General features: G+C 70.9%; 23 protein-coding genes and 1 riboswitch. Of the genes, 19 read left to right on the plus strand and 4 right to left on the minus strand.

Annotated elements, in window-relative coordinates; all coding sequences use genetic code 11:
- Positions 1–4 precede the first annotated feature (4 nt).
- Positions 5–811 (plus strand): M90 family metallopeptidase, encoded by an 807-nt coding sequence (locus tag ACT54X_RS02380; RefSeq protein ID WP_476344822.1) that lies wholly within the window; start codon positions 5–7, stop codon positions 809–811.
- 147 nt (positions 812–958) lie between these two features.
- Here ACT54X_RS02380 and ACT54X_RS02385 read toward each other — a convergent pair whose 3' ends face one another.
- A complete protein-coding gene (locus ACT54X_RS02385; protein ID WP_476344824.1) occupies positions 959–3,646 on the minus strand; it encodes a DUF349 domain-containing protein in 2,688 nt (895 codons plus the stop codon).
- Positions 3,647–3,797: 151 nt separating this feature from the next.
- The gene (locus tag ACT54X_RS02390) at positions 3,798–7,541 is read right to left on the minus strand and encodes a DUF748 domain-containing protein (RefSeq protein ID WP_476344826.1); all 3,744 of its coding nucleotides are present in this window, start codon (positions 7,539–7,541) and stop codon (positions 3,798–3,800) included.
- A gap of 638 nt (positions 7,542–8,179) precedes the next feature.
- Between ACT54X_RS02390 and ACT54X_RS02395 the strand changes: the two genes are divergently transcribed.
- From ACT54X_RS02395 to tolA, 18 genes are all read left to right on the plus strand, one after another.
- On the plus strand, positions 8,180–9,073 hold the full coding sequence (locus ACT54X_RS02395) for a lytic transglycosylase domain-containing protein (RefSeq protein ID WP_294369336.1): 894 nt from the start codon (positions 8,180–8,182) through the stop codon (positions 9,071–9,073).
- Between the two features lie 117 nt (positions 9,074–9,190).
- Positions 9,191–9,323: riboswitch (ZMP/ZTP riboswitch) on the plus strand.
- A 44-nt stretch (positions 9,324–9,367) separates the two neighbouring features.
- Positions 9,368–10,612 (plus strand): serine hydroxymethyltransferase, encoded by a 1,245-nt coding sequence (gene glyA, locus ACT54X_RS02400; RefSeq protein ID WP_476344829.1) that lies wholly within the window; start codon positions 9,368–9,370, stop codon positions 10,610–10,612.
- A 15-nt stretch (positions 10,613–10,627) separates the two neighbouring features.
- Positions 10,628–11,071 carry a transcriptional regulator NrdR gene (gene nrdR, locus ACT54X_RS02405; RefSeq protein WP_017759788.1) on the plus strand — a complete coding sequence of 148 codons (444 nt, stop codon included), beginning with the start codon at positions 10,628–10,630 and terminating at the stop codon, positions 11,069–11,071.
- Positions 11,072–11,286: 215 nt separating this feature from the next.
- Positions 11,287–11,787: a GspH/FimT family pseudopilin gene (locus ACT54X_RS02410; RefSeq protein ID WP_294369338.1), complete on the plus strand. Its 501-nt coding sequence runs from the start codon at positions 11,287–11,289 to the stop codon at positions 11,785–11,787.
- On the plus strand, positions 11,784–12,338 hold the full coding sequence (pilV, locus tag ACT54X_RS02415; protein ID WP_476344831.1) for a type IV pilus modification protein PilV: 555 nt from the start codon (positions 11,784–11,786) through the stop codon (positions 12,336–12,338). The genes ACT54X_RS02410 and pilV overlap by 4 nt, the downstream gene beginning before the upstream one ends.
- Positions 12,338–13,270: a PilW family protein gene (locus tag ACT54X_RS02420; RefSeq protein WP_476344833.1), complete on the plus strand. Its 933-nt coding sequence runs from the start codon at positions 12,338–12,340 to the stop codon at positions 13,268–13,270. Before pilV ends, ACT54X_RS02420 begins: the two co-directional genes overlap by 1 nt.
- The gene (locus ACT54X_RS02425) at positions 13,267–13,911 is read left to right on the plus strand and encodes a hypothetical protein (protein ID WP_354318625.1); all 645 of its coding nucleotides are present in this window, start codon (positions 13,267–13,269) and stop codon (positions 13,909–13,911) included. The genes ACT54X_RS02420 and ACT54X_RS02425 overlap by 4 nt, the downstream gene beginning before the upstream one ends.
- Entirely contained in the window at positions 13,908–14,351 is a 444-nt protein-coding gene (locus ACT54X_RS02430) for a type IV pilin protein (RefSeq protein ID WP_476344836.1), read from the plus strand. Before ACT54X_RS02425 ends, ACT54X_RS02430 begins: the two co-directional genes overlap by 4 nt.
- A complete protein-coding gene (ribD, locus tag ACT54X_RS02435; RefSeq protein WP_294369350.1) occupies positions 14,348–15,508 on the plus strand; it encodes a bifunctional diaminohydroxyphosphoribosylaminopyrimidine deaminase/5-amino-6-(5-phosphoribosylamino)uracil reductase RibD in 1,161 nt (386 codons plus the stop codon). The genes ACT54X_RS02430 and ribD overlap by 4 nt, the downstream gene beginning before the upstream one ends.
- A 46-nt stretch (positions 15,509–15,554) precedes the next feature.
- Positions 15,555–16,208, plus strand: a complete 654-nt coding sequence (locus tag ACT54X_RS02440) for a riboflavin synthase (protein WP_294369354.1) — start codon at positions 15,555–15,557, stop codon at positions 16,206–16,208.
- Positions 16,205–17,350, plus strand: coding sequence for a bifunctional 3,4-dihydroxy-2-butanone-4-phosphate synthase/GTP cyclohydrolase II (ribBA, locus tag ACT54X_RS02445; protein ID WP_476344838.1), 1,146 nt, complete (start codon positions 16,205–16,207; stop codon positions 17,348–17,350). Before ACT54X_RS02440 ends, ribBA begins: the two co-directional genes overlap by 4 nt.
- Positions 17,351–17,396: 46 nt before the next feature.
- Positions 17,397–17,870 (plus strand): 6,7-dimethyl-8-ribityllumazine synthase, encoded by a 474-nt coding sequence (gene ribH / locus ACT54X_RS02450; RefSeq protein ID WP_476344840.1) that lies wholly within the window; start codon positions 17,397–17,399, stop codon positions 17,868–17,870.
- Positions 17,867–18,448 (plus strand): transcription antitermination factor NusB, encoded by a 582-nt coding sequence (gene nusB, locus ACT54X_RS02455; protein ID WP_234192216.1) that lies wholly within the window; start codon positions 17,867–17,869, stop codon positions 18,446–18,448. Before ribH ends, nusB begins: the two co-directional genes overlap by 4 nt.
- 14 nt (positions 18,449–18,462) lie before the next feature.
- Positions 18,463–19,686 (plus strand): pyridoxal phosphate-dependent aminotransferase, encoded by a 1,224-nt coding sequence (locus ACT54X_RS02460; protein ID WP_354318828.1) that lies wholly within the window; start codon positions 18,463–18,465, stop codon positions 19,684–19,686.
- A complete protein-coding gene (gene ybgC / locus ACT54X_RS02465; RefSeq protein ID WP_354318630.1) occupies positions 19,683–20,111 on the plus strand; it encodes a tol-pal system-associated acyl-CoA thioesterase in 429 nt (142 codons plus the stop codon). Before ACT54X_RS02460 ends, ybgC begins: the two co-directional genes overlap by 4 nt.
- 14 nt (positions 20,112–20,125) lie before the next feature.
- Entirely contained in the window at positions 20,126–20,827 is a 702-nt protein-coding gene (gene tolQ, locus ACT54X_RS02470; protein ID WP_294369367.1) for a protein TolQ, read from the plus strand.
- Positions 20,828–20,846: 19 nt separating this feature from the next.
- Positions 20,847–21,287: an ExbD/TolR family protein gene (locus ACT54X_RS02475; RefSeq protein ID WP_234192219.1), complete on the plus strand. Its 441-nt coding sequence runs from the start codon at positions 20,847–20,849 to the stop codon at positions 21,285–21,287.
- A 25-nt stretch (positions 21,288–21,312) separates the two neighbouring features.
- On the plus strand, positions 21,313–22,341 hold the full coding sequence (tolA, locus tag ACT54X_RS02480) for a cell envelope integrity protein TolA (protein WP_476344844.1): 1,029 nt from the start codon (positions 21,313–21,315) through the stop codon (positions 22,339–22,341).
- 18 nt (positions 22,342–22,359) lie between these two features.
- On the opposite strand, the gene ACT54X_RS02485 is transcribed toward tolA, so the two are convergent.
- Entirely contained in the window at positions 22,360–23,499 is a 1,140-nt protein-coding gene (locus ACT54X_RS02485; protein ID WP_476344846.1) for a J domain-containing protein, read from the minus strand.
- Positions 23,499–24,461: a prolyl aminopeptidase gene (gene pip / locus ACT54X_RS02490; RefSeq protein WP_476344848.1), complete on the minus strand. Its 963-nt coding sequence runs from the start codon at positions 24,459–24,461 to the stop codon at positions 23,499–23,501. The genes ACT54X_RS02485 and pip overlap by 1 nt, the downstream gene beginning before the upstream one ends.
- Positions 24,462–24,545: the final 84 nt, after the last annotated feature.

Below are 24,545 nucleotides of genomic sequence, written 5' to 3' on the forward strand. Positions count from 1 at the left end.
ATCGATGCTGGGACGCTGGCTGCGCGGACTGCGCCCCCCTCCCGAGATTCCCGAAGCCGACTGGCAGCGCGTCCTGGATGCGCTGCCCTTTCTCGCCGCCCGTCGCAGGGACGAGCGCGAGCGGCTGCGCGAGCTCAGCGCGCGCTTTCTGCAGCAGAAGGAATTCCACGGTGCGCTGGGCTTCGCGATCACCGACCAGGTCGCGCTGCTCATCGCCGCGCAGGCCGTGCTGCCACTGCTTCATCTGCCGGGCGACCTGGGTTGGTACGACGATTTCGTCGGCATCGTCGTCGTGCCCTCTGAGGTGTCCACGCGTCGCACCCTGGTGGACGAGGCCGGCGTGGTGCACGAGTACGACGAGGCCATCATCGGCGAGGCGCGCGAGCACGGCCCGGTCATGCTGAGCTGGCCGCATGTGGCCGAAGGCGCCGCCGGCACGCAGGCCGGCCCCATCCTGAACGTGGTGATCCACGAGTTCGCCCACAAGATCGACATGCGCGACGGGCAGGTGGACGGCTGTCCGCCACTGCCAATCGGCTTCATGGGCAGCACGACGGCGCTCCAGGCCCGCGAGCGCTGGCTGGCTGCGCTGCAGCCCGCCTACGACCGCTTCCGCGAGCAGGCCATCGTGGCAGAGCGCTTCGGGGGAGAGCCGCCCTGGCTCGACGATTACGCGGCCTCGTCCCTGGCGGAGTTCTTCGCCGTTGCCTGTGAAGCCTACTTCGTGGACCGGTCGCGCTTCATCCAGGAGTTCAGCGGCCTGGCGTCCGCCTTCGACGCGTTCTTCCTCGCCAACGACCGTCAACGCTGAACGCGAGAGGTCCGCAGGGGCCGCCCGCAGGTTGCCGCGGGTGTCGCGCCCGCTTCGAAGGGTAGCGTCGCCCCGGCGCTGCAGCCCCAAGAAAAAAGCGGCGCACCGTCGCCGGCACGCCGCTTTCGATGAGGCAACGCCCCGCGATCAGCCCTTGCGCAACAGCGGCTTGAGCGCGCTTTGCAGGCGACGCGCGGTCGTCGGCTCATGCGCCGAAGCGAGCACACGCGCGGCGTCCTGGGCCCAGGTCTCGACCGGGCCAGGCTCGTTGCGCTTGGTCAGCAGCTTGAGCTGCAGTGCGCGGCGCGCGTCCAGTTGCTCCGGCGGGGTGGGGACTTCGGCGGCCATCTCCAGGCGCAGCAGGGCCTCGGCCGGCTCGCCCGAAGGCGCGGCGGACAGCGACTGCACCCACTGGTTGCGCACCGAAGGCGTGACGCGGCCCAGTTCCTGCGCCGGCGGCACGGCGGCGCCGTCGCGCTTGCTCCAGGCGTCGAGCAGTTGCGTCACGGCCTCGCCGTGCGCCTGGCTCGCCAGCTTGCGCAGGGCGGCCTGGGCGTGCTCCATGGCGTCGCGCTGGGCGCGGAAGGCGGTATCGCCCAGACGGGGACCGCGGTCCTCGCGCGGCGGACGATCACCGCGCATGTCGCCGGGACGTCCGGCGCGGTCGCGGCCGAAACGGTCGCCACTGCGGTCGCCGCCCCGCGGGCCGCCACGGCTGTCGCGGGAATCACGGCGGTCGCCGAAGCGACCGGCGGGTGCGGCGGCCGGGCGTGCCGCGCCGGGACGGTCGTCGCCGCGGACGGCCACGACCGGGCGAGGTGCAGCCTTGGGCGCCGCAGCCGGTGCGGGTGCCGCACCCTCGCCACCTTGGGCGGCGGGTGCGCCCTCCTGGGCGGAAGCGTCCGTCGGCGCGGCGGTGGATTCGGCAGGGGCGGCAGCATCGGCGCCGGCCACAGGTGCTGCAGCGCCGCCCGGAGCCGCGGCTTCGCGACGGCCGCGCAGGGCATCTTCCAGCGCGGTCATGGCGGCGCGGATCTTCTGGGCATCGCCGGTGGCATTGGCTGCCTCCAGCGCCTTCGAAGCCTCGAGCACCGCACGGTCGTGTTCACCCATGGCTTCGGTCTGGCGCTCGCGCTCGGCGCTCTTGCGCTGGAAGGCGTCGTCGATGGGCTTGCGGAAGGCGTCCCAGAGCTTCTGCTCCTGGCGACGCTCCAGCGGCACGGCCTGCGCCTCGGCCTGCCAGCGCTGCTGCAACGCCTTGACGGCGTCGATGCGCAGCTGCGGCGCAGCGCCGAGTTCGGTGGCCTCGGCAATCATCTGCTGACGGCGCTCGATGCTGGCTTTCTGCGAAGCCTCGAGCGGGCCACGGGCCTCGGTCATGGCTGCGCCCCACAACGGCTGCAGCTCGGCGAACACCTTCTCGCTGACATGGCCGCCATCGCGCCAACGATCGGAGAACTGGTGCAGGGCGCGGTTGCGGGCCTTGAGGTCGGCATCGCTGGCGTGCTCAACCGTCCAGGCGCGCAACTCTTCGATCAGCGCAAGACGCTGGGCGCGGTGTTCGGCGGCTTCGGCGCGCACCTTCTCCAGCCAGGCCTCGACCACCTTGTGGGCCTTGTTGCAGGCCTCGTCGAAACGACGCCACAGCCCGTGGTTGGGCACGCCACCCTGGTCGGCCTGCTTCCATTGCTCGCGCAGGGCGCGCAGTTGCTCCTGCATCTTGCGACCGCCCAGCGCCTGACCCTCGGGACGATTGAGCAGGCCTTCGGCCTTTGCCACCAGTTCTTCGCGGACCTTGTCGGCGCCCCAGCGCTGCCAGCCTTCGAGTTCGCCGGCGGCGACGAGCGCGGCATGCACGCGCGCTTCCAGGGCATTGCCCACCAGCTTGCCGTGCTCCTTGAGCACAGCGCGCAGCGCATTGGCCGCGGCCTGGCTGCTCTTGCCCTGGCCCTGGGCCGTGGCTTCCTCCAGCTTGGCCAGGGAGGCTTCGACGGCTGCTTCGGCGGCAGCACGCTGTGCCGGATCCACCTTGGGGGCGGGCGGTGCCGCGGCCGGGGTCGGCGCGTTTTCGGGCGGCAGGCCCCGGGCGGCACGCAGTTCGTCGGCCCAGACGGGGACGGGAGGCAGCGGCGCCTGGGCATCGGCCGCAGCGGCCACGGCCTGGGCCAGCGCGCTGTGGAAGGCCTCGGACACGACCTGCAATTGCGACCGCGATGCGTCGAGCTGCGGCGCGAAGCGCGCATCCAGGCTGGCCCAGTTCGGGTCCTGCGCAATCTCGTCGGCCTGGGTCGTCCAGTGGGCGACGTCGCCGCGCAGGCCCTCCTCGGCGGCCTGGGCGTCCTGCCAGCCCTTGGTGGAAAGCACCTCGAAGCGCTGCGCCAGCAGCACGGCGGCTTCGCGATGGACCTGGGCGCGGTGCTGCAGATCCTCCACGCCCTTCACCCGTTCGGCCAGGTTGGCCTTGAGGCCGGCGAGCGGTTCACGCGACAACGGTGCGCCGGCCTTGGCGGCGTCGCGCTGCCAGGCCATGGCGTCGGCGATGTTCAGCCGGGGCTGGTCGAGCAGCGAGCGGGCCTTTTCGGCCCACTCGGCGGCGATCACCTCCTGGCCCTTGGCGCGCTTGATCTCGTCAAGACGCTCGCGCAGGGCGCGGGCGGCGCCCTTGTCGCGGCCGCTGAGTTCCTTGAAGACTTCCTGCATCAACTCGGGCGAGGGATTGCCCGCGAGCCAGTCGCGCACGCGCTGCGCCCGTTCGCCGGAGGTGGCGGCGGTGAAGACGCCCCCGGTGAGCTGGTCGAGGGTGGGGAGATCGTGTTTGGTCGTGGCTTGAGTCACTGCGCCAGAGTCGTTGAAAGAGATCGGAGGGGGTGGGCCGGCGCGAAGCCGGTCATCCAAGCAAAGGCGCCGGCAAGGCCGGCGCATCCCGCATTGTCGCCCAGGAGCGCGTGGGTCTGGAATACCGCAGAAAGCGGTTGAGGAATCCTTCTCAGGGCATGTCCAGCGCCAAGGCCGTGCCGGGCATCCAGTCGGCGCCGTCCGCACGCGTGCGAACCGCCCCCAGGAAGATCCGGTCGCCGGGCAACTGCCGCTGGAGCAGGTAGTCACGTACGGCCGCGGCCCGGGCGATGGCCAGCTCGCGGATGGACTGCTCGTCGACGGCAATGGTCGGCAGCAGCAGCTTCTCCATCTCGGCCACCGACTGCGACTTGGCCATGCCGATGAGATTGCGGGGCTTGGGAATGTCGGCCCGCTTGTAGACGGCCTCCAGCAGCGCCGGGTATTCGGCGTCGGTGACCGGGCCGACCTCGGCCGGGTCGGTGCCGCCGCGCACCGCTGCGCGGCGCTTCTCGGCCAGGGCCATGCGGCGCAGGCGCTCGCGCTGCAGCGCGTCGCGTTCACGCTCCAGGCTGGCCTGCCCGACGAGGGTGAGGCGCAGGCCGTCGCGCTGGCCCAGTGCCTTCTCGACCTTGTCCAGGCTCTGCTTCGCCGCGTCGGACAACGCGTCGCTGCCCAAGGCGAAGGGCACGACGCTCGATTCGCTGCTGCCACCGCCCAGGCCGCCCGTGAGCAGGCTGAACGGAGAGGTCACCGCCTTGGCGATCAGGTTGAGGATGCCCTTCCAGATCAGCGGCCCGATGCTGAATTGCGGATCGTTGAGCGAGCCCGACAACGGCAGATCGACGTCGATGACGCCGTTGCGGTCGGCGAGCAAGGCGACGGCCAGGCGCACCGGCAGGCTGTTGGGCGCATCCTTGACCTCGTCGCCGAAGGCCAACTGGTTGAGCACCAGCTTGTTGGTGGCGGTGAGGCGCCCGTCCGGCGCGACCTGGTAGTGCACGTCCACGCTCATCTTGCCGCGCTCGATGCCATGGCCGGCATAGCGGATCGAATAAGGAGACAGCGGCGCCAGCTCCAGGTCGCGCACCTTCGCCGCAATGTCCAGTTCCAGCGGCTTGGCCAGCGGATTGAGCTTGCCCAGGATCTCGAGCGAAGCGGTCTGCTGCGCCTTGCCGCGAAGCTCCAGATCGGCCAGGGCCGGCCGGCCGCCGTCGGCCGGCTCGGAGGAGAAGGCGCTGAGCCGGCCGGTCAGCTCCGTGAGGTCGGCCGAATAATTCGGCTTCACAAACAGGTCGGAGAAGTCAACACGCGCATTGACCACGCTGATCGGGCCGAAATGGATGATGGGCGCGAGGCCTGGCGCGGCCTCTGCCCGCGCAGTGGCCGGCGCCGGCGCTGGCGCCGATGCGGGGCCCGTTTCGCCGGCATTGGTGGTGGCACTGGCACCACCACGCGCGGACGCGGTGCGCGGTGCCGGCCGCTCGGCCGCGGCCCGCTCGCTTTCCTGCTGGCCCTGGCGGGTGATGGCCTGCAGGTTCAGGCGTCCCGAGGGCTGCACGATGATCCGTGCGAACGCATCCGTGAGCGTGGTCTCGCGCACGTCGAGCCGCAGGGCGGCGCGGGGACGCTGATCGAGTTCGAAACCGCGCAGGGCCAGCGTCTTCCAGCGCAGCAGCCGCTCGCCCCGCGCCGCGCCCGTCGCAGGGCCGTCTGCGGCGGTCAGCGCCACGCTGTCCACCCGCAGGTCGTCGACCGACAGGTCGCCGCTGAGCTTTGCCTGAACGCCCGCCGGCTGGACGGCCACCGCCAGCGTACCCCGGTAGGCGGCGAAGGCACGCCGCACGTCCACATTGAGCGACTGCCCGTAGTAGGGCTGGAAGGCATGCACCGGCAGGCCCGTGGCCTCCAGCCGGCCGGACAGCGCCACCGGGGCCATCGCCAGGCTGCCCTTGAAGTCGACGCGGCCCGGCTCCGACCGGGTGCCTGCCGTGATGCGGCCAGCCAACTCCACGGGCGACGCCGCAGCAGACGCGGGATCGAGGTCGCGGGCCCGCAGGCGCAGGCTGGCAAGCTTCACCTCCACCGGCGCGCCGGCCTGGGCGCGGTCGGCGAATTCCACGTCACCGCCGTCGACGGACAGGGCCGCGATCCGGACCTTCCACGGGGGCGGCGGCTCACCCTGCACCTGGCGGGGCTGCGCCACCGGCGCAGTCGACGCGTCGGGCGTGCGCAGCCAGCGCTGGTACATCCAGCGCTGCTCCTCGTCCCGCTCCACCCGGACGCGCGGCTCCGTGGCCGTCAGGCTGCCCACGCTGAGCGTGCGCGCCTTCAGATCGGCCTGCGCATCGCGCACCTCGAAGTGGCCGACCGCAGCCAGGGCCGTCTTGCCTTCGGTCAGCGACAGGCTGTCGAGCGTGGCGCGCTCGGCCGTGAGCAGCAGCGTCTGCGGCGACCACTGCAGCCCCAGTCGGCCGCCCAGGCGCCCGTCCACGGCCGGATTGAGCGTCGAGGCCAGGTAGGGTGCGGCCAGGGACAGCGGGACGTCGCTGGCCTCCAGCTGGGCCTTCACCGTGCTCGGGCTGCCCTGCCCTTCGAAGCGCAGCCGACCTTGCGCCACGGCCATCTCGCCCGAGAAGCGGGCCGGTTGCGCCATGGGCCATGCCGCGTCGTCCACCGTGACGCCCAGGCCGGTCACATCGATGGCCGCCGCTGGGCGCACGGAATCGTCGCGCCAGGCCACGCGGCCTTCCCGCACCGCCACGCGGTCGACCCGCACCTGCCACGCACCGGGCGCGGCAGCGTCCTTCGATGGCGCCGAGGTCGGCGGCGCGGCCGTGCGAGCGGCGTGCGCGGTGGCCGGCGCCGGCGTCCGGCCGTCGGTGAGCAGCAGGTTGATGCGACCCTGCGCGTCGCGGCGTGCCGCCAGCGTGGGCGCATCGACCTCCACGGACGCCAGATGCACCTGCCGCTCCAGCGGACGCACATCCGCCAGCTGGACCTTCAGCGCATCGAGCCTGAGCAGTTCGCCGCCCTGCGCATCCACGGCCTTCACGTCCTTGACCTGGACCGTGCCGGACAGCTTGAGCGAGGCATGGTCGGCCCGCTCGAAGTCGGCACGCAGGTCCACGTCCACGACGCCCGACTGCAGCGCGACCGGCAGGCCGGGCGGTGCATAGGCCAGGTAGGGCGCCAGATCGAGGCCGGCAATGTGCAACTGCGCGGCCGTCTTGTGCGTGGCGGCGAAGGGCAGGGACGACGCGGAGGAGTCGAAGCGGCTGCCATTGAGCGTGAATGCCAGCCGGGGCTCGACGTCCACCTCGCGTTTCGATGCCAGGCTGCTGAGGAAGGGCAGCTGCACCTCCAGCCCCTCGACCACGTGCTGGCGCTTCGCCACCTGGTCGTCCAGCGCAATGCGCCCGTCGTGGATCGCGAGGTTGTAGAGCACGAAGCGGGCGGGCTCGCCCGCGGGCTTGGGCTCGGCGGGGCCGCTCAGCCGGCGCAGGATGTCGTCGACGTCCAGCGCGCCATCCGCGCGCCGCGTCAACCGCAGCGCGGGCTGCTCGATGCGCAGCGCATCGACCACCGGCGCCAGGCGCAGGAAAGACTGAAGTTCGGCGTCCGCATACAGGCGCTTCGCCGTGAACAGCGGCGGCGCAGCGTCCACGCCAGCGATCGCCAGGTCCGACAGCGACAACTCCAGCGTCCAGGGCCGGAACTGCACGCCCCCCAAGGTCACGCTACGGCCCAGCGCTGCCGATGCCTGCTTCTGGATCTGCCATTTCAGGAGCGGCGGCACGGCGGCCCAGAGCAGCAGCCACAGGAGCAGCAGGCCGGCGATGGCGACGCCCAGCCGCCTCAACCAAAGGCCGTACTTCGTTCCGGAGAAATTCATGGGCGGAGTGTGCCGCAACGCGTACTCGCCCTGCGACGAGAGGCGGGGCGCCGCCGCGTGGGCGCCCCTTGTCGGCATCGGCGGACCTCACAACGAAAAAGCCCGGTGGCTGCTTGCACAGGCCACCGGGCTCGACGGAGGGCGCCAGGCCGCATCCATCTTTTGGCGCGGGAAGAAGAAGGTTCCCGACGCACTGGCAGCAAGGGATTGCCGCCGAGGGGCCGGGCCACCCGTCAGGACTGCGTCCTTCAGGAGAAGCGCCGGCGGAGCGTCTGCGATGCAGACAGCCGCAGATTAGGCCTGCCGACCGGGCGTGGCAAATGAAGTCGAGCGATGAGGCTGGGTGGGGCAATAGACAAACTTTTAAGCACCTATTTAGCATAAAGAAAAGATTCGATATTCTTGACCGTGTATTTAACGGTTCCTAGAATGCGCGCTGCCCGGGCTCCCGCAGTCCTACTCCCCGGGCTCTCTTCCGGACTTCCCAGGTCCGGCCTCTCTGGCGAAGTCAGGACGCCCGTGCACCTTGTATCCCTGCACGGACCTGTTCTCCGCCGCATCACGCGATCGTTCGAGGCAGTCGGCACCCTGGTGCACGACTCGCAGCCTTGGAGCTCGCAGAGAAAGGAAAGTAGCGAATGAATCAGGTCTTGCGGGCTGGCATGCAGGGGTTGCGAACCTTTGCCAGCGACGTAGCCGATGGTTTCTTCGAGATCGTCCACAACGGCTTCGCGCTGATCGGGCTCGCGCTCGTGTTCGTCGTCGTCGCGCTGGCCGCCCGCCCCGACCTGCAACAGGTTGGCGAGGAGCGTCTGGCTGCCTGGGTGGAATCTCGCAAGCCGGCTCCGGCCCCCACCGATCCGGCACCCAACGCCGTGGAGCGGGCCACCGCGGCGCGCCCCGAAGAGCTGCCCCGCCCCCAGGCGGCCGTGGCCTACTGGCTCAGCCGCAAATACAAGGTGGCGGCCGAGCCCCTGAGCGTGCTGGTCGCCGAGGCCTACGACATCGGCCGGCAGACCAAGCTCGATCCGACGCTGATCCTGGCCATCATGGCCGTCGAATCGAGCTTCAACCCGTTCGCCCAGAGCCCCGTCGGCGCACAGGGCCTGATGCAGGTGATGACCCGCGTCCATGGCGACAAGTACGAGCCGGCCGGTGGCACGCTCGCGGCCTTCGACCCCATCACCAACCTGCGCGTCGGCGTCAAGGTGCTGCAGGAATGCATCGCCCGCGCCGGCTCGCTGGAAGGCGGCCTGCGCTATTACGTCGGTGCTGCGAACCTGGGTGACGACGGCGGCTACACCGTGAAGGTGATGGCCGAGCACGACCGCCTGCGCCAGGTGGCCAACGGCCGCAATGTGCCGATCTTCACCCCCTCGGCACCGGCCGCCACCACGCCGCCGCCGGCCGCGATGCCGACGCAGCCCACGCAACGGACCCAGCCGATCCCGGTCATGGCCCCGGCGGGAGAGCCCAAGCCCACGACGCGGCCGCCCGCCACGGTCGCCCTGCTGGAACAACCCGCGTCCTGACCGCTGCCACCCCGGCGAGCCTCCCAGGCGCCTTTGATCAGGCGCCTTTTTCTTTCTTGGGCGTGGCGCGCTGCGGTTCCCCTGGGACGAGGGAGGGACGAAGGCCTCGGCTACACTCCGCCGGTGCGCGACTGGCGATAGGCGCGGCCCCTCCTTGCGAGGCGAGCCGGCGCTGACGTGGATGACCACTGGGAAGCGCACCGCCCGCGGCTGGAGCCGGGGCGATCAGCCGTTCGCCTGGGCAGCCCTTGCCGGATCCGACGCCGCAAGGTCCCTCTTCTTCGAAGGACTGCCATGTACCAACGCAATATCCTGGTCCCAGAGACCGATCCCGAGCTGTACGCCGCCATCGTCGCCGAGACGCAGCGCCAGGAAGACCACATCGAGCTGATCGCCAGCGAGAACTACGCCTCGCCGGCCGTGATGGCCGCCCAGGGCTCGCAGCTCACCAACAAGTACGCCGAAGGCTATCCGGGCAAGCGCTACTACGGTGGCTGCGAATATGTCGACGTCGCCGAGCAACTGGCCATCGACCGCATCAAGCAACTCTTCGGCGCCGACGCCGCCAACGTGCAGCCGCACTGCGGCGCCTCCGCCAACGAGGCCGTGTTCCTGGCCTTCCTCAAGCCAGGCGACACCATCATGGGCATGAGCCTGGCCGAAGGCGGCCACCTCACCCACGGCATGCCGCTGAACATGTCAGGCAAGTGGTTCAACGTCGTCTCCTACGGCCTGAACGACAAGGAAGAGATCGACTACGACGCGATGGAGCGCAAGGCCCACGAGTCCAGGCCCAAGCTGATCGTGGCCGGTGCCTCGGCCTACAGCCTGCGCATCGACTTCGAGCGCTTCGCCAAGGTGGCCAAGGACGTCGGCGCCATCTTCATGGTCGACATGGCCCACTATGCCGGCCTGATCGCCGCGGGCGTGTACCCCAACCCTGTGCCCTATGCCGATGTGGTGACCTCCACCACCCACAAGAGCCTGCGCGGCCCGCGTGGCGGCTTCATCCTGATGAAGGCGGAGCACGAAAAGGCGATCAACAGCGCCATCTTCCCAGGCCTGCAAGGTGGCCCCCTGATGCACGTCATCGCCGCCAAGGCCGTGGCCTTCAAGGAAGCGCTGACGCCCGAGTTCAAGGCCTACCAGCAGCAGGTGGTGAAGAACGCCCAGATCGTGGCCGAGACGCTGACCTCGCGCGGCCTGCGCATCGTGAGCGGCCGTACCGAGAGCCACGTGATGCTGGTCGACCTGCGCGCCAAGGGCATCACCGGCAAGGAAGCCGAGGCCGTGCTGGGCAGCGCCCACATGACCATCAACAAGAATGCGATCCCCAACGATCCCGAGAAGCCCTTCGTGACCAGCGGCGTGCGCGTTGGCACCCCTGCGATGACCACCCGCGGCTTCAAGGACGAGGAAGCCCGCGCCACGGCCCACCTGATTGCCGACGTGCTGGACAACCCGCGCGACGCCGCCAACATCGAAGCCGTGCGCGCCAAGGTTGCAGCACTCACCAGCCGCTTCCCGGTCTACCGCTGAAGCAGGCACGGCCGCATGAAATGCCCCTTCTGCGGCCACGCCGAGACGCAGGTCGTCGAGACCCGCATCTCGGAAGATGGCGACTTCGTCCGCCGCCGCCGCCAGTGCGGCGGCTGCGAGAAGCGCTTCACCACCTACGAGCGGCCTGACGTCAACTTTCCGGCGGTCGTCAAGAAGGACGGCAGCCGCGCCGACTACGACCCGGCCAAGGTGCGCGCCTCGATGATGCTCGCCCTGCGCAAGCGACCCGTGGGCGTGCAGCAGATCGACGAGGCGCTCATGCGCATCGAGCAGACGCTGCTGTCGGGCGGGCTGCGCGAGATCGAGTCGAGCAAGCTCGGCGAACTGGTCATGCACGAGCTGCAGCGGCTGGACAAGGTCGCCTACGTGCGCTTCGCCTCGGTGTACCGCAGCTTCGAGGACGTCGAAGAGTTCCGCCGGCTTTTGCGGGACATCTGACCGCCGCCGGCCTCCTGGGGCGGCAGCATGCCGATGCACGCCCGCAGCGTCGGCTCACCTTCCTTTCCCGACTCTCCCTGCCTGTCCGCTGATCGCCCCCGGCGGCACTCCCGTCGTGCATCGGTGCCTGGCGCATGGATGCGTCCCTAACATCCCGCGCTCGAACGGGAACGAGGGGGCGCACCATGCGAGGAAGGAACGCGCGATCGGCGCGGATGCGGGGCTTTTCGCTGGTCGAGGGGCTGATCTGTCTGGCCGTCATGCTGACGGCCGCCACGGTGGCCATGCCCAACGTGGCGCGCTGGCTGCGCGACTGGCAGAGCAGCCGTGCCAGCCAAGCCCTGCGCGAGAGCCTCGACCTCGCGCGCATCCACGCCCTGCGTTCCTCCGGCCGTGCCACGGTCTGCGTCAGCGCCGACGGCAACGGCTGCCTCGCCTCCTCGGACTGGAGCGCCGGCTGGATCGTCTTCGGCGACCGTGATGGCGACGGCGTGCGCGGCACGGACGAGCCGCTGATGCACGTCCAGCCGCGTCTGCCCGGGCTGCTGCGCATCGCGCCGGCCAGCGGCAGCGTCCAGCGCCTCGTGTTCCTGCCCAACGGCCTGCTGAACAGCACGCCGACCAGCCTCGCGATCACCTCGAGCCATCCCGAAGTGCCGGTGCGCAAGCTGGTGCTCAACCGCATCGGCCGTGCGCGGGTGACGACCGGATCGTGAGGGTGGCCGCCATCGCGCCTCGCCGCCGCGCCCTGGGCTTTTCGCTGCTCGAAGTGCTCGTCGCGCTGATGCTCCTGGCCGGTGCCGCCCTGGGTGGGGCGCGGCTGGCCGCACGCACCTACCAGCAACTGCAGGCCACCCAGCAACGGGCGGCCGCCCTCCTCCTCGCGCAGGACCATGCCGAACGCGCCCGCATGAATCCCAGGGGCCTGCAGGAGGGGCGCTATGCGCTCGGCCTCGATCAGCCACCGCCTGCAGCCGCCGCACCCGCAGCCGACCTGGCCGACGCCGCGGAGGCCGCGCGGCGGGTCGCAGCGCTGGACCAGCGCAACCTCCTCACGACGGCGGCCGCCCAACTGCCCCAGGCTCGTGCGCAGGTGAAGACCACCCAGGACAATGGCGCCCAGGTGCTGCAGGTCTGGCTGGTCTGGTGGACCGCCGGCGCGGCAGCCGAGGACGGGCTGGGTGCCGCCAACCAGGCCGACTGCCCGGCCGAACTGGGCAAGCCTGCCCCCGAACAGGCCTGCCTCTTCCAGCGCTTCGCCCTCTGATGCCATCGGAACACCGTCGACACGCGCGGCACCGGCAGGCCGGCACCAGCCTCGTCGAGTTGCTGCTGTCCTCCGCCATCGGCCTTGCCCTCGTGCTTCTGGCGGTCCAGGTCTACGTGATCACCGGCCAGCCGGTACGCCGCGTCGCGGCGCAGGTGCAACTCCACAGCGACGGCGCGATGACCCTGCAACTGCTGGCCCAGCAGATGCGGCTCGCCGGCTTGTCGGAGTTCGACGACCAGGGCACGCCGCATTTCCAGGGCCTCGCCGTGCGAGGCTGCGCAGGCGCCTTTTCCGATACGGGCGCCGCCTTCGACGCACTGGCCTGCAAGGCGCCCACCGGCGATGCGCGGCCGCACGCCTTCGCGATCCGGCATCAGGCAGACGTCCATGTCACGGTGCCGGTGGGCACCGACCAGCCGTCCAACTGCGTGCTGGAGGGCATCGCCGCCTGGGCCACGTCCAGCTCGGACGGCGCCTTGCGCTACGCGCTGGCCGACCAGCGCTACTTCATCGAGCCGGACGATGACGGCGTGCCCACGCTGTACTGTCGCGGCCTGCGCGACGCGGGCGTGATGGGCAGCAAGCAGGCCCTCGCCAGCCAGGTCGAGGACATGCGCGTACTCTACGCCGTGACTCGCCTTCCCGACGGCAGCGAACCGCAGTCGGCGCAGGTCACAGCCTATGTGCGGGCCGACGATGCCGCGCTGGGCGCCACCGCCGAGCGCTGGCGGCGCGTGATCGGCATGAGCCTGTGCATCGTCGTGCGCAGCGCCTCGCCGGTGGCAGGCGCCCAGCAGACGCCGGAGTCCTACCTCGATTGCGACGGCGAGCCGCAGCAGGCCCTGGACGGACGGCTGCGGCGCAGCTTTCGCACCACGGTCTTCTTCCATGCCCTGCGGCCTGCACTGGACGCGGGAACCTCCTCATGAAGCGCCGCAGTCGCCAGGCACCCCGCGCGCGGCATCTGGCCGAGCGAGGGCAGGCCCTCGTGGTCCTGATGTTGCTCCTGCCTGCGCTGACAGCGGCCACCGCCCTGGCGGTGCGGGGCGCCATCACCGCCGCCCGGCAGTTGCAGGCCCAGCAGACCAGTGCGCAGGCCCAGGAGGCCGCCAGCCTCGCCCTGCGCCAATGCGAAGCGCTGGTCATGGCGACCCTCGCCCCCGATGCGGCCGATCCGCGAACCGTCGCCGTGACCGCCGCCCAGGCCGAGCAGACCTGGAACCGGCTGTCTGCCTGGCGCCCGGGCGCCTCCGGCCTGCGCACCGCCGCCGTCGCTGGACCCGACGGCCGCAGCCTGGGGGCGGGGCAATGCCTGTTCCAGCGGCTCGCGGACGGCGCGCAGGGCCTGCGCTTCGTGGTCACGGCACGGGGTCTCTCGGCCGATGCGCAGGTCTCGGCGCAGACCGGCATGCTGCTCGACGGTGCCGAGGCCTGGCAGCAGGCGGTGCTTCGCAAGGCCGCCGACCCTTGCCAGGGCGCGGGCGCGCCGTCCACCCCGACCTGCGCGCCCCCAGGCTGGACGCGCCGCTGGCGCACGTTGATCACCCCTCCCGCCGCCAACCCCGGATGAAACGTTCTGCCCCGCGCCGGCCACCCACCGGCTTCTCGCTGATCGAGCTGCTGGCGGCCCTGGCCATCGCCACGCTGCTCGCCGCCATCGCGCTGCCGGCCTACCAGGAGCACGTGCGACGCACTCATCGCGCGGCGGCCCAGTTGGCCCTCATGGAGGCCGAGCATCATCTGCATCGCTACCACGCCGCCCGCCTGAGCTTTGCGGGCGCGGCACTGCCGGACGCCCTGACCCGCGTGCCCGCCACCGGCGCTGTCGTCTATCGCCTGACGCTGACGCTCGACGCCAGCCAGCCGCAGCGCTTCACACTGGCCGCCACGCCCACGGGCGCCATGCAGGGCGACCGCTGCGGCACGCTGTCCGTCGACCAGACCGGCCGTCGCACGATCAGCAACAATGCCGCGGACACCCTGCCGAGCGACTGCTTCAAAGCCTCATGAGCGACCTCCCCGTCCTGCCACCCCTGCCCGACCACGACCTCACCTGGATGGCCCGGGCGCTGGACCTGGCCTCGGGCGCGGTCGGCCTGTCCGATCCCAACCCCCGCGTCGGCTGTGTGATCGTGGCCGAGGACGGCACGGTGCTGGGACAGGGCCACACCCAGCAGGCCGGCGGGCCTCATGCCGAAGTGATGGCGCTGCGCGATGCCCAGGCGCGCGGCCATGCCGTCAAGGGCGCCACCGCCTATGTGACGCTCGAGCCCTGCAGCCACCACGGCCGCACGCCGCCCTGCTGCGATGCGCTGGTGGCGGCCGGCGTGGGCCGAGTCGTGGCGGCGCTTCAGGATCCGAACCCGCAGGTCGCCGGCCGCGGCATGGCGCGCCTGCGCGCGGCGGGCATCGACGCCCGCCTGCTCGACGCCGCCAGCGAGCCGGCCCAGGGCGCCCGCGCCCTCAACATCGGCTTTTTCAGCCGCATGGTGCGCGCCAAGCCCTGGGTCCGCCTCAAGACCGCCGCCTCGCTGGACGGCAAGACCGCCCTGCCCGACGGCACCAGCCAATGGATCACCGGCGAGGCCGCCCGCGCCGACGGCCACCGCTGGCGGGCCCGCGCCGCCGCCCTGCTCACCGGCGCCGGTACCGTGCTGGACGACGACCCCCGGCTGGACGTGCGCGGCCTGACCATCGCCCGCCAACCCACGCTGGTGGTGGTGGACAGCCGCCTGCAGACCCCGCTGGACGCCCGGCTGTTCGCGGCCGAGCGGCCGGTCTGGTTCTACGCGGCAGCGCCGGAGGACGCGCGAGCCGACGCGCTGCAGGCCCGCGGCGCCCACCTGACGCGCATGGCCGACGCCCAGGGCAAGGTCGACCTCGCCGCGATGCTGGCCGACCTGGCCCGGCGCGAGATCAACGAGCTGCATGTGGAAGCCGGCCACAAGCTCGCCGGCTCGCTGTTGCGGGCCGGGCTGGTCGACGAGCTGCTGGTCTACCTCGCGCCCAAGCTCATCGGCGAGGGGCTGGACATGTTCCACCGGCCCACGCCCACCAGCCCGCTGGCCTCGCTGGCGGACGCGCCGGCGTGGGTGTTCCACGACGTGCAGCGCATCGGCGAGGACCTGCGCATCGTCGCCCGTCCGGCCGGCCGCGACGCGTTTTGACCCAGCGCGCGGTCCGCGCCTCGCCAGTCTGCGAAAATGGCGGGCTATGTTCACCGGCATCATCACCGGCATGGGGCGCATCGCCGCCGTCCATGACCTCGGAAGCTCCTCTCTTCACGGCAAGCGGCTGGACATCGAGGCGCCTGCCGGCTATCTGGACGACGTCGGCCTCGGCGACAGCATCGCCCTCAACGGCGCCTGCATGACGGTCACCTCGCTCGACCCGGCCGCCTCGCGCTTCACCATCGACATCTCCGCCGAATCGCTGGCCAAGACCGCTGGCCTCGGCCAGTCGGGCACCACCCTCAACCTCGAGAAGGCCCTGCGCCCGCAGGACCGGCTCGGCGGCCACATCGTCTCGGGCCACGTGGACGGCATCGGCCGCGTCAGCCGCTTCGAGTCGCAGGGCGAGAGCTGGAACCTGCGCATCCTGGCCCCCGCCGCGCTCGGCCGCTTCATGGCCTACAAGGGCTCGGTCACGGTCAACGGCGTGAGCCTGACGGTCAACACCGTCGAGGACCATGCCGAGGGCTGCGAGATCGGCATCAACCTCATCCCCCACACCGTCGAGCACACCACGCTGGGCCTGCTCAAGGCCGGCAGCCAGGTCAACCTGGAGATCGACACCGTGGCCCGTTACGTGGAGCGCATGCTGCAGGCCGGCACCGCAGTCTCCGGCACCTCCTCCCTCGCACCATGAGCGCTTCCATCAGTTCCCTGCCCATCGCGGCCGTCACGCCCGCGCCCATCTCGCCGGTCGAGGAGATCGTCGAGGAGATCCGCGCCGGCCGCATGGTCATCCTCGTGGACGAGGAAGACCGCGAGAACGAAGGCGACATCGTCATCGCCGCCGACCACATCACGCCCGAGAGCATCAACTTCATGGCCCGCCATGCGCGCGGCCTGATCTGCCTGACGCTGTCGCGCGAGATGTGCGAGCGCCTGAACCTGCCGCCCATGGTGGCGCGCAACGGCGCCAAGCATTCCACCGCCTTCACCGTCTCGATCGAGGCGGCCGAGGGCGTGACCACCGGCATCTCCGCCGCCGACCGCGCGCGCACCGTGCAGGCCGCCGTGGCGCCGGACGCCCGCGCGAGCGACCTGGTGCAGCCCGGCCACATCTTCCCGCTGCAGGCCGTCGACGGCGGCGTGCTGATGCGCGCCGGCCACACCGAAGCCGGCTCCGACCTCGCCCGCATGGCCGGCTGCTCGCCCGCGTCCGTCATCTGCGAGGTGATGAACGACGACGGCACCATGGCCCGCCTGCCCGACCTGCAGCGCTTCGCCGCCGAGCATGGGCTGAAGATCGGCACCATCGCCGCGCTGATCGAATACCGCAGCCGCCACGAGTCGCTGGTGCAGCGCGTCGGCAGCCGCGAGGTGCAGACGGCCCACGGCCCCTTCCAGCTGCATGCCTTCCGCGACCAGCCCAGCGGCGGCTTCCACCTGGCCCTGGTGCGTGGCGAATGGCAGCCGGACGAGCCGGTGCCGGTGCGCGTGCACGAGCCGCTGTCGGTGCTCGACCTGATCGAGCTGCACCGCCCCATGCACACCTGGAGCCTCGATGCGGCGCTCGCCCACATCGCCGGTGCCGGCAAGGGTGTGGCGGTGCTGCTGAACTGCGGTGAAAGCGCGGCCGACCTGCTGGCCCAGTTCGAAGGCACGGCGCGCCCCGCCCAGGCCCCCGAGCGCGGCCGCATGGACCTGCGCAGCTACGGCGTGGGCGTGCAGATCCTGCGCGAATGCGGCATCCAGAAGATGCTCCTGATGGGCAAGCCCCGCCGCATGCCCAGCCTGGTGGCGGGCTACGGCGTCGAGATTGCCGGCTACGTGACCAAATGACCCCGGAGCGGCACCGGCCGCTCCAACCCCATAAAAAAGAATCCTCATGCTCAACGCCAACAAGGGAGCGGTCGGCCCGCTCGACGGACGCGGCCTTCGCATCGGCATCGTCCAGGCCCGCTTCAACGAAGACATCACCAATGCGCTGGCCGAGGCCTGCCTGGCCGAGCTGGCCCGGCTGAACGTGCAGCCGGCCGACATCGAGCATGTGCTCGTGCCCGGCGCGCTGGAAGTGCCGCTGGCCCTGCAGGCGATGGCGCAGCGCGGCGGTTTCGATGCGCTGGTGGCGCTGGGCTGCATCATCCGCGGCGAGACCTACCACTTCGAGCTGGTGGCCAATGAATCCGGCGCCGGCGTCACGCGCGTGGGGCTGGACCACCGCCTGCCCATCGCCAACGCGATCCTCACCACCGAGGACCTGCCGCAGGCCATCGCCCGCCAGACCGACAAGGGCCGCGATGCGGCCACTGTCGCCGTGGAGATGGCCCGGCTGGTGCAGCGCATCGGAGGCCAGGCATGAGCAGCACCCAACCGCCCGAGGACGCCCCGCTGACCGGCACCGAACTGCCGGCCGAAGGCGAGGTCCGCCCGGTGGCTCCAGCGGCCGGCGCCAAGCCCGGCACCAAATCCAACGGCGTGCGCAAGGCTTCGGCCAAGTCGGCCCGCACGCGGGCGCGCGAATTCGCCGTGCAGGCGCTCTACCAGCATCTGGTGGGCCGCAACGACGCATCGGCCATCGACGCCTTCACCCGCGACCTCTCGGGCTTCCACAAGGCCGATTCGGCCCATTACGACGCCCTGCTGCACGGTTGCGTGAATGAGGCCGCCGAGCTGGACGCGCTGATCGTGCCGCTGCTGGACCGCAAGCTCGAAGAGATCTCGCCCATCGAGCATGCCGTGATGTGGATCGGTGCCTACGAATTCCGCCATTGCGCCGACGTGCCCTGGCGCGTGGTCATCAACGAATGCATCGAGCTCGCCAAGGAGTTCGGTGGCACCGACGGCCACAAGTACGTCAACGGCGTGCTGGGTGGCCTGGCGCCGCAGCTGCGCGCGCCCGAGGTCGAAGCCGACCGCGCCTCCGGCAAGGCGCGATGAGCATCGCCCCGCCCCTGCGCATTGCCCGCCGGGCCGAGCGCATCGAGCCCTTCTTCGTCATGGAAGTGGCCAAGGCCGCCAGCGCACTGGCGCGCGAGGCCGCCGCCGGCAGCCAGCCGATGCTCTACCTGAACATCGGCGAGCCCGACTTCACCGCACCGCCTCTGGTGCAGGAAGCCGCCGCCCGCGCCGTCTCGGCCGGCCGCACGCAGTACACACCCGCGGTGGGCATCGACGCGCTGCGCGAGCGCATCAGCGGCTGGTATGCCCAGCGCTTCGGCCTCGACGTGCCGGCGCGACGCATCGTGGTCACGGCCGGTGCCTCGGCCGCGCTGCAGCTGGCCTGCCTGGCGCTGATCGAGGCCGGCGACGAGATCCTCATGCCGGACCCGAGCTACCCCTGCAACCGGCATTTCGTGAGCGCCGCCGAGGGGCGCGCGGTGCTGCTGCCGACCACGGCGGAAGGCCGCTTCCAGCTCACGGCCGAGCAGGTGAAGGGCGCGTGGAACGAACGCACGCGCGGCGTGCTGCTGGCCTCGCCCTCCAACCCGACCGGCACGTCCATCCCGCTGGACGAACTGCGCCGCATCCACGAAGTGGTCAAGGCCCACAACGGCATCACGCTGGTGGACGAGATCTACCTGGGCCTGAGCTACGGCGCCGCCCTGGGCGACGCCGCCGAGGCCGATGCCCGCTTCGGCCACAGCGCACTCGCCATCGACGACAACGTCATCAGCATCAACAGCTTCAGCAAGTACTTCAGCATGACCGGCTGGCGCCTGGGCTGGCTGGTGGTACCCGAGGCGCTGGTGCCGGTGGTCGAGCGGCTGGCGCAGAACCTGTTCATCTGCGCCAGCGCCATCGCCCAGCAGGCGGCGCTGGCCTGCTTCGAGCCCGAGAGCATCGCCGAGTACGAACGCCGCCGCGCCGAGTTCAAGGCCCGCCGCGACTGGTTCATCCCACAGCTCGAATCGCTGGGCCTGCCTGTGCCGGTGGTGCCCGACGGCGCCTTCTATGCGTGGGCCGACTGCAGCGAATTCGCGCGCCATCTTGGCATTTCCGGCCCCGAGACAAGCTGGGACTTCACCTTCGAGCTGATGAAGCGCGCCCATGTCACCGTGGCACCAGGCCGTGACTTCGGCACCGACCAGACGGGCCGCTTCATCCGCTTTTCCACCGCCAACGCCCTGCCCCAGCTCGAAGAGGCGGTCACCCGCCTGCGCGCACTCGTCCGATGAACCGCTTCACCCACGACATCCGCGTCTACTGGGAAGACACCGACGCAGGCGGCATCGTCTTCTACGCCAACTATCTCAAGTTCATGGAGCGCGCCCGCACCGAGTGGCTGCGCGCCATGGGCGTTCAGCAGCAGCTGCTGCGCGACGAGACGGGCGGCATGTTCGTCGTCACCGACACCCAGGTGCGCTATCAGCGCCCGGCGCGACTCGACGACCTGCTGTGCGTCTCGGCCGAACTCAAGCACATGGGCCAGGCGTCCATCACGCTCTCACAGCAGGTGGTACTGGCCGCCGACCCCGCGTACAGGCTGGCCGAAGGCACCATCCGCATCGGCTGGGTCGAGGCGGCGACGCTGCGCCCGCTGCGCATGCCGGCCACGTTGCTGGGAACCCTCGAACGCCATCGCGCTCCATCCAACGCATAACCACACCGAAGAACATGAACCAGGATATGTCCATCGTTTCCCTCATCCTGCAGGCGAGCATCGTCGTGCAGTTCGTGATGGCGCTGCTGGCCTGCGTGTCGGTGGCCAGCTGGGCCGCCATCATCCGCAAGTTCTTCGCCCTGCGACGCATGCGTGCGCTCAACGACGAGTTCGAGCGCGAGTTCTGGTCGGGCTCCAGCCTGAACGAGCTCTACGCCGCTGCCGCGCAGAACGCCAAGCTGGCCGGCCCCATGGAGCGCATCTTCGCCTCCGGCATGCGCGAGTACCAGAAGCTGCGCGAGCGCCGGATCGGCGATGCCAGCACGCTGCTGGACGGCACCCGCCGCGCCATGCGCGCCAGCTTCCAGCGCGAGATGGACGCGGCCGAATCCAACCTGTCCTTCCTGGCCACCGTCGGCTCGGTCAGCCCCTACGTGGGCCTGTTCGGCACCGTGTGGGGCATCATGCATGCCTTCACCGGCCTGTCGACCATGACGCAGGTGACGCTGTCCACCGTGGCCCCCGGCATCGCCGAGGCGCTGGTGGCGACGGCCATCGGCCTGTTCGCCGCCATCCCGGCGGTGGTCGGCTACAACCGCTTCGCCCGCGACATCGACAAGGTCGCGATCGCGCTGGAGACCTTCACCGAAGAGTTCTCCAACATCCTGCAGCGCAACCTGTCCACCGCGCCCGCCGCCACCGCGGCCGGTCACTGAACCGCACGGAGAGCCAAGCATGCCCGCCGTCGCCTCCCGCGGCCGAGGCCGCCGCACGATCAACGAGATCAACATGGTCCCGTTCATCGACGTGATGCTGGTGCTGCTGATCATCTTCATGGTCACGGCGCCCCTGATCACGCCGAGCGTCATCAACCTGCCCACGGTCGACAAGGCCAACCGCCAGCCCGACAAGCCCCTGGAAGTCACGATCAAGAGCGACGACGTGATCGAGTTCAAGAAGGACCCGAGCTCCGGCTCCTCCGGCCTGCAGGTGCCCATGAACCAGATCGGCCAGGCCGTGAAGGCCGCCCAGAACGGCGACGACCAGCGCCCCGTGGTCATCAGCGCCGACAAGTCGGTCAAGTACGAGACGGTGGTGAAGGCCATGAACCAGCTCAAGCGGGCCGGCATCGAACGCGTGGGCCTGTCGGTGCAGGCCACCGGCAGCGGCCGCTGAGCGGCCCCGCGAGGACCCCGCCCCGATGTCCCTGGCTTCCGAACGCTCAGAGTTCAATCCCCCCCCGCAGCGCGGCACGGTGCGCGCCGTGGTGCTGGCCCTGCTCGCCCACGCGCTGCTGATCGCAGCCCTTACCTGGGGCGTACGCTGGAAGCGCGAAGGCGACGACGAGCCGGTCGAGGCCGAGATCTGGTCGTCTACCGTGCAGCAGGCACGGCAGAACGTGACGCCCACGCCACCGCCGCCCCCGGCTCCGGCACCCACACCCGCACCACCGCCGCCGCCCCCTCCCCCCCCGCCGCCGGCCCCGGCGGTCGCGCCCACGCCACCACCGCCCAAGGCGCCAGACATAGCCCTGGAGCGTGAGCGCAAGCAGCGCGAATTGCAGGCGCAGCGCGAGGAGGAAGAGCGCCAAGCCGAGAAGAAACGCCAGCAGGACGCGCAGCGCAAGGCCGAGCAGGACCGCAAGGAACAGGAAGCCCGCAAGCGCGAGCAGGAAGAAGACCGCCGCCAGAAGGAACAGCAGCGCCTGGCCGATCAGAAGAAGCAGGAGCAGGCCGAGAAGGCAGCCGCCGACAAGGCCGCTGCACAGAAGGCTGCCGCGGCCGAGAAAGCTGCGGCCGACAAGCGCGCGAAGGACGCAGCCGCCGCACGCGCTGCCGCCCTGGAGAAGGAGCGGCAGGACAACATCCGGCGCATGCTGGGCCAGGCCAACGGCGGTGCCGATCAGTCCAGCGGGCCGCGTTCGGGCAAGGGCAATGGCAGCGGCGGTGTGTCCGCCGGCTACCTGGGCCGCGTGGCCGCGCTGATCAAGCGCAACGTGGTCTTCGACCCCAACTCGGTGGCCGGCAACCCGGCGGTCGAAATCCAGATCCAGACTTCGCCGGACGGCACCATCGTCGGCACGCCGCGCGTCACCAAGTCCAGCGGCAACCCGTACTGGGACGATGCCGCGGTGCGCGCCGTCCAGCGCGCAGAGGTCATGCCGCGCGACACGGATGGCCGGGTGCCCTCCCCGTTCCCGATCATCGTGATGCGCCCCAAGGACTTCTGAGTTCGCGCGCTCGCCCGTTCAGCGGCGAGCGCGGCGCGACGACTTGGTCGTCGCCGCTTCCTCCCGCTCCCACACCCTTTCCTGCCGCAGCCATTCGCGTAGCGCGCCGGGCGCTTCCAGGGCTTGCAGCAGCTGCCGCAACCCCTTCTGCGCCGCGACGAGCGACTGCTTGCGCGCGCGCAGGTCCGCCTCGAAACGAGCGGCGGTGAGCGTGGGATGCGGCGGTAGCCCGAACGCTGCCGCCAGCCGCACCTGCTCGGCCCGCCATTGCGTTTGCAGATCGGTCAGTTGGCTTTCGAGCAGGCGGTTGTAGCGCGCGACGGCCTCATCGTTCATCTCGGCCAGGCGGCTGGATTCCGCACTCGCCAGCGCCTGCTGGATCTCCAGCAGTTCGAGCAGTTGGCCGGCCTCGTAGGCGCGGTTGGCGCGCTGCATGAGCCCCGTCTTGCGCTCGCGCTCGGCCGGGTTGGGCTCGCGATCGGGATGCAGCTGGCTGGCCAGGCGGCGGTAGACCTCGCGCAGCGGTACGGCCGTGTCGCGCGCTTCAGCCAGGGCCACACGCTCCTTGGCCTGGCGCGTGCGGCGGGCCCGGTGCGCGGCGCGGGCGGCCTCGGCCTGCTCGGCGGCGGCACGGGCGTGGGCTTCGGCGCGGTCGGCGAGCGTGGCGGGGTCGTCGTCGGGCGGGGTGCCGGCGTCTGCCGTTGCGCCAACCTCGTCGTCGGATGGGCGCGCGCGACGGTCGGGCTCCACATCATCTGACCAGCCTTCGGATGCCTCGGGCGCGTAGTAGGCCCGCAAGCGCTGCATCGCCGCGCGCCGCGTCGCGTCCTCGGTCTCTTCGAGTTCACCCGCCAGTTGCGCGATCAGTCCATGCAGCCGCATGCGCTCGGGATGCGACAGGCGCTCGCCGCCGGAGGCCAGCGCATCGAGCCGCTCGACCAGCTCGGCCCGCCGTGCGTCATAGGCCTCGTGCAGGGGCGCCACCTCGCGCGCGTACTGCACGCCCAAGCGCTCCGACAGCGCCTGCCACTCCGCCAGCCGCGCGCGGGCGGTCTCGATGTCGGCCAGCAACTGCGCGAAGGCCGCACGCGGCGAGGCGTCCGACGCGGCCTCGGGTTTCGCCAGGTCCTGCCGACGTGCGACGTCTCCGCCCGCCATCAGCGCCGGTCCGCCAGGCGGTCGGTCTCGCGGATCAGCGCGTCGAGGATGCCGGGCTCGGAATAGGCATGCCCCGCCCCTTCGATCCGATGGAAGTTCGCGTCCGGCCAGGCCTGGTGCAGCGACCAGGCATAGCGCATCGGGCAGGGCATGTCGTAGCGGCCATGGACGATGGCACCGGGAATGCCCTTCAGCCGGTGCGCATCGCGCAGCAGCTGGCCTTCCTCCAGCCAGGCGCCGTGCACGAAATAGTGGTTCTCGATGCGCGCGAAGGCCAGGGCGAAATGCGGGTCGCGGAAGGGCTCGCTGAAGGCGGCGTCGGGCAGCAGCGTGATGGTCTCGCCCTCCCAGATCGTCCAGGCCCGGGCGCAGGCCAGCCTGGCGGCTCCGTCGTCGCCCACGAGCCGGCGGCGATAGGCCGCGATCATGTCGTGCCGCTCTTCCACTGGGATGGGCGCCTGGAAGCCCTCCCACTTGTCCGGGAACATCTCGGAGACGCCGAACTGGTAGTACCACTGCAGCTCGGCCTTCGTGACGGTATAGACGCCGCGCAGCACCAGCGCGCTGACCCGCTGCGGGTGTGTCTCGGCATAGGCCAGCGCCAGCGTGGAGCCCCAGGAGCCGCCGAAGACCTGCCAGCGCGGCACGCCCACGATCTCCTCCCGCAGCCGCTCGATGTCGGCGACCAGGTGCCAGGTGGTGTTGGCCTCCAGGCTCGCGTGGGGCGTCGACTGGCCGCAGCCGCGCTGGTCGAAGAGCAGCACGTCATAGCGCACCGGATCGAACAGGCGGCGATGGGCAGGCGAGATGCCGCCGCCCGGACCGCCGTGCAGGAAGACCACCGGCGTGGCGCCGGGCGTGCCGCAGCGCTCCCAGTAGACGTGGTGCCCGTCACCCACGTCCAGCATGCCGGTGGCGTAGGGTTCAATGGCGGGATACAGCGTACGCAACACAGTGCTCATGGCGGAAGGAACTCCAGGATTGGCGGCCCCCGCCGCGCGCGGGCCGGAAAGGTGATCGGGCGGCGCGCGAGGACGCAGCGCGCG

This window comes from Pseudacidovorax sp. DMC4, assembly GCF_056314265.1.

What these genes read in the sequence shown, in the direction of transcription:
- ACT54X_RS02380 (WP_476344822.1), top strand. Translation starts at nt 5, where the DNA reads ATGCTGGGACGCTGGCTGCGCGGACTGCGCCCCCCTCCCGAGATTCCC.
- ACT54X_RS02390 (WP_476344826.1), bottom strand. Translation starts at nt 7,541, where the DNA reads ATGAATTTCTCCGGAACGAAGTACGGCCTTTGGTTGAGGCGGCTGGGC.
- ACT54X_RS02395 (WP_294369336.1), top strand. Translation starts at nt 8,180, where the DNA reads ATGAATCAGGTCTTGCGGGCTGGCATGCAGGGGTTGCGAACCTTTGCC.
- glyA (WP_476344829.1), top strand. Translation starts at nt 9,368, where the DNA reads ATGTACCAACGCAATATCCTGGTCCCAGAGACCGATCCCGAGCTGTAC.
- nrdR (WP_017759788.1), top strand. Translation starts at nt 10,628, where the DNA reads ATGAAATGCCCCTTCTGCGGCCACGCCGAGACGCAGGTCGTCGAGACC.
- ACT54X_RS02410 (WP_294369338.1), top strand. Translation starts at nt 11,287, where the DNA reads ATGCGGGGCTTTTCGCTGGTCGAGGGGCTGATCTGTCTGGCCGTCATG.
- ACT54X_RS02420 (WP_476344833.1), top strand. Translation starts at nt 12,338, where the DNA reads ATGCCATCGGAACACCGTCGACACGCGCGGCACCGGCAGGCCGGCACC.
- ACT54X_RS02425 (WP_354318625.1), top strand. Translation starts at nt 13,267, where the DNA reads ATGAAGCGCCGCAGTCGCCAGGCACCCCGCGCGCGGCATCTGGCCGAG.
- ACT54X_RS02430 (WP_476344836.1), top strand. Translation starts at nt 13,908, where the DNA reads ATGAAACGTTCTGCCCCGCGCCGGCCACCCACCGGCTTCTCGCTGATC.
- ribD (WP_294369350.1), top strand. Translation starts at nt 14,348, where the DNA reads ATGAGCGACCTCCCCGTCCTGCCACCCCTGCCCGACCACGACCTCACC.
- ACT54X_RS02440 (WP_294369354.1), top strand. Translation starts at nt 15,555, where the DNA reads ATGTTCACCGGCATCATCACCGGCATGGGGCGCATCGCCGCCGTCCAT.
- ribBA (WP_476344838.1), top strand. Translation starts at nt 16,205, where the DNA reads ATGAGCGCTTCCATCAGTTCCCTGCCCATCGCGGCCGTCACGCCCGCG.
- ribH (WP_476344840.1), top strand. Translation starts at nt 17,397, where the DNA reads ATGCTCAACGCCAACAAGGGAGCGGTCGGCCCGCTCGACGGACGCGGC.
- nusB (WP_234192216.1), top strand. Translation starts at nt 17,867, where the DNA reads ATGAGCAGCACCCAACCGCCCGAGGACGCCCCGCTGACCGGCACCGAA.
- ybgC (WP_354318630.1), top strand. Translation starts at nt 19,683, where the DNA reads ATGAACCGCTTCACCCACGACATCCGCGTCTACTGGGAAGACACCGAC.
- tolQ (WP_294369367.1), top strand. Translation starts at nt 20,126, where the DNA reads ATGAACCAGGATATGTCCATCGTTTCCCTCATCCTGCAGGCGAGCATC.
- ACT54X_RS02475 (WP_234192219.1), top strand. Translation starts at nt 20,847, where the DNA reads ATGCCCGCCGTCGCCTCCCGCGGCCGAGGCCGCCGCACGATCAACGAG.
- tolA (WP_476344844.1), top strand. Translation starts at nt 21,313, where the DNA reads ATGTCCCTGGCTTCCGAACGCTCAGAGTTCAATCCCCCCCCGCAGCGC.
- ACT54X_RS02485 (WP_476344846.1), bottom strand. Translation starts at nt 23,499, where the DNA reads ATGGCGGGCGGAGACGTCGCACGTCGGCAGGACCTGGCGAAACCCGAG.
- pip (WP_476344848.1), bottom strand. Translation starts at nt 24,461, where the DNA reads ATGAGCACTGTGTTGCGTACGCTGTATCCCGCCATTGAACCCTACGCC.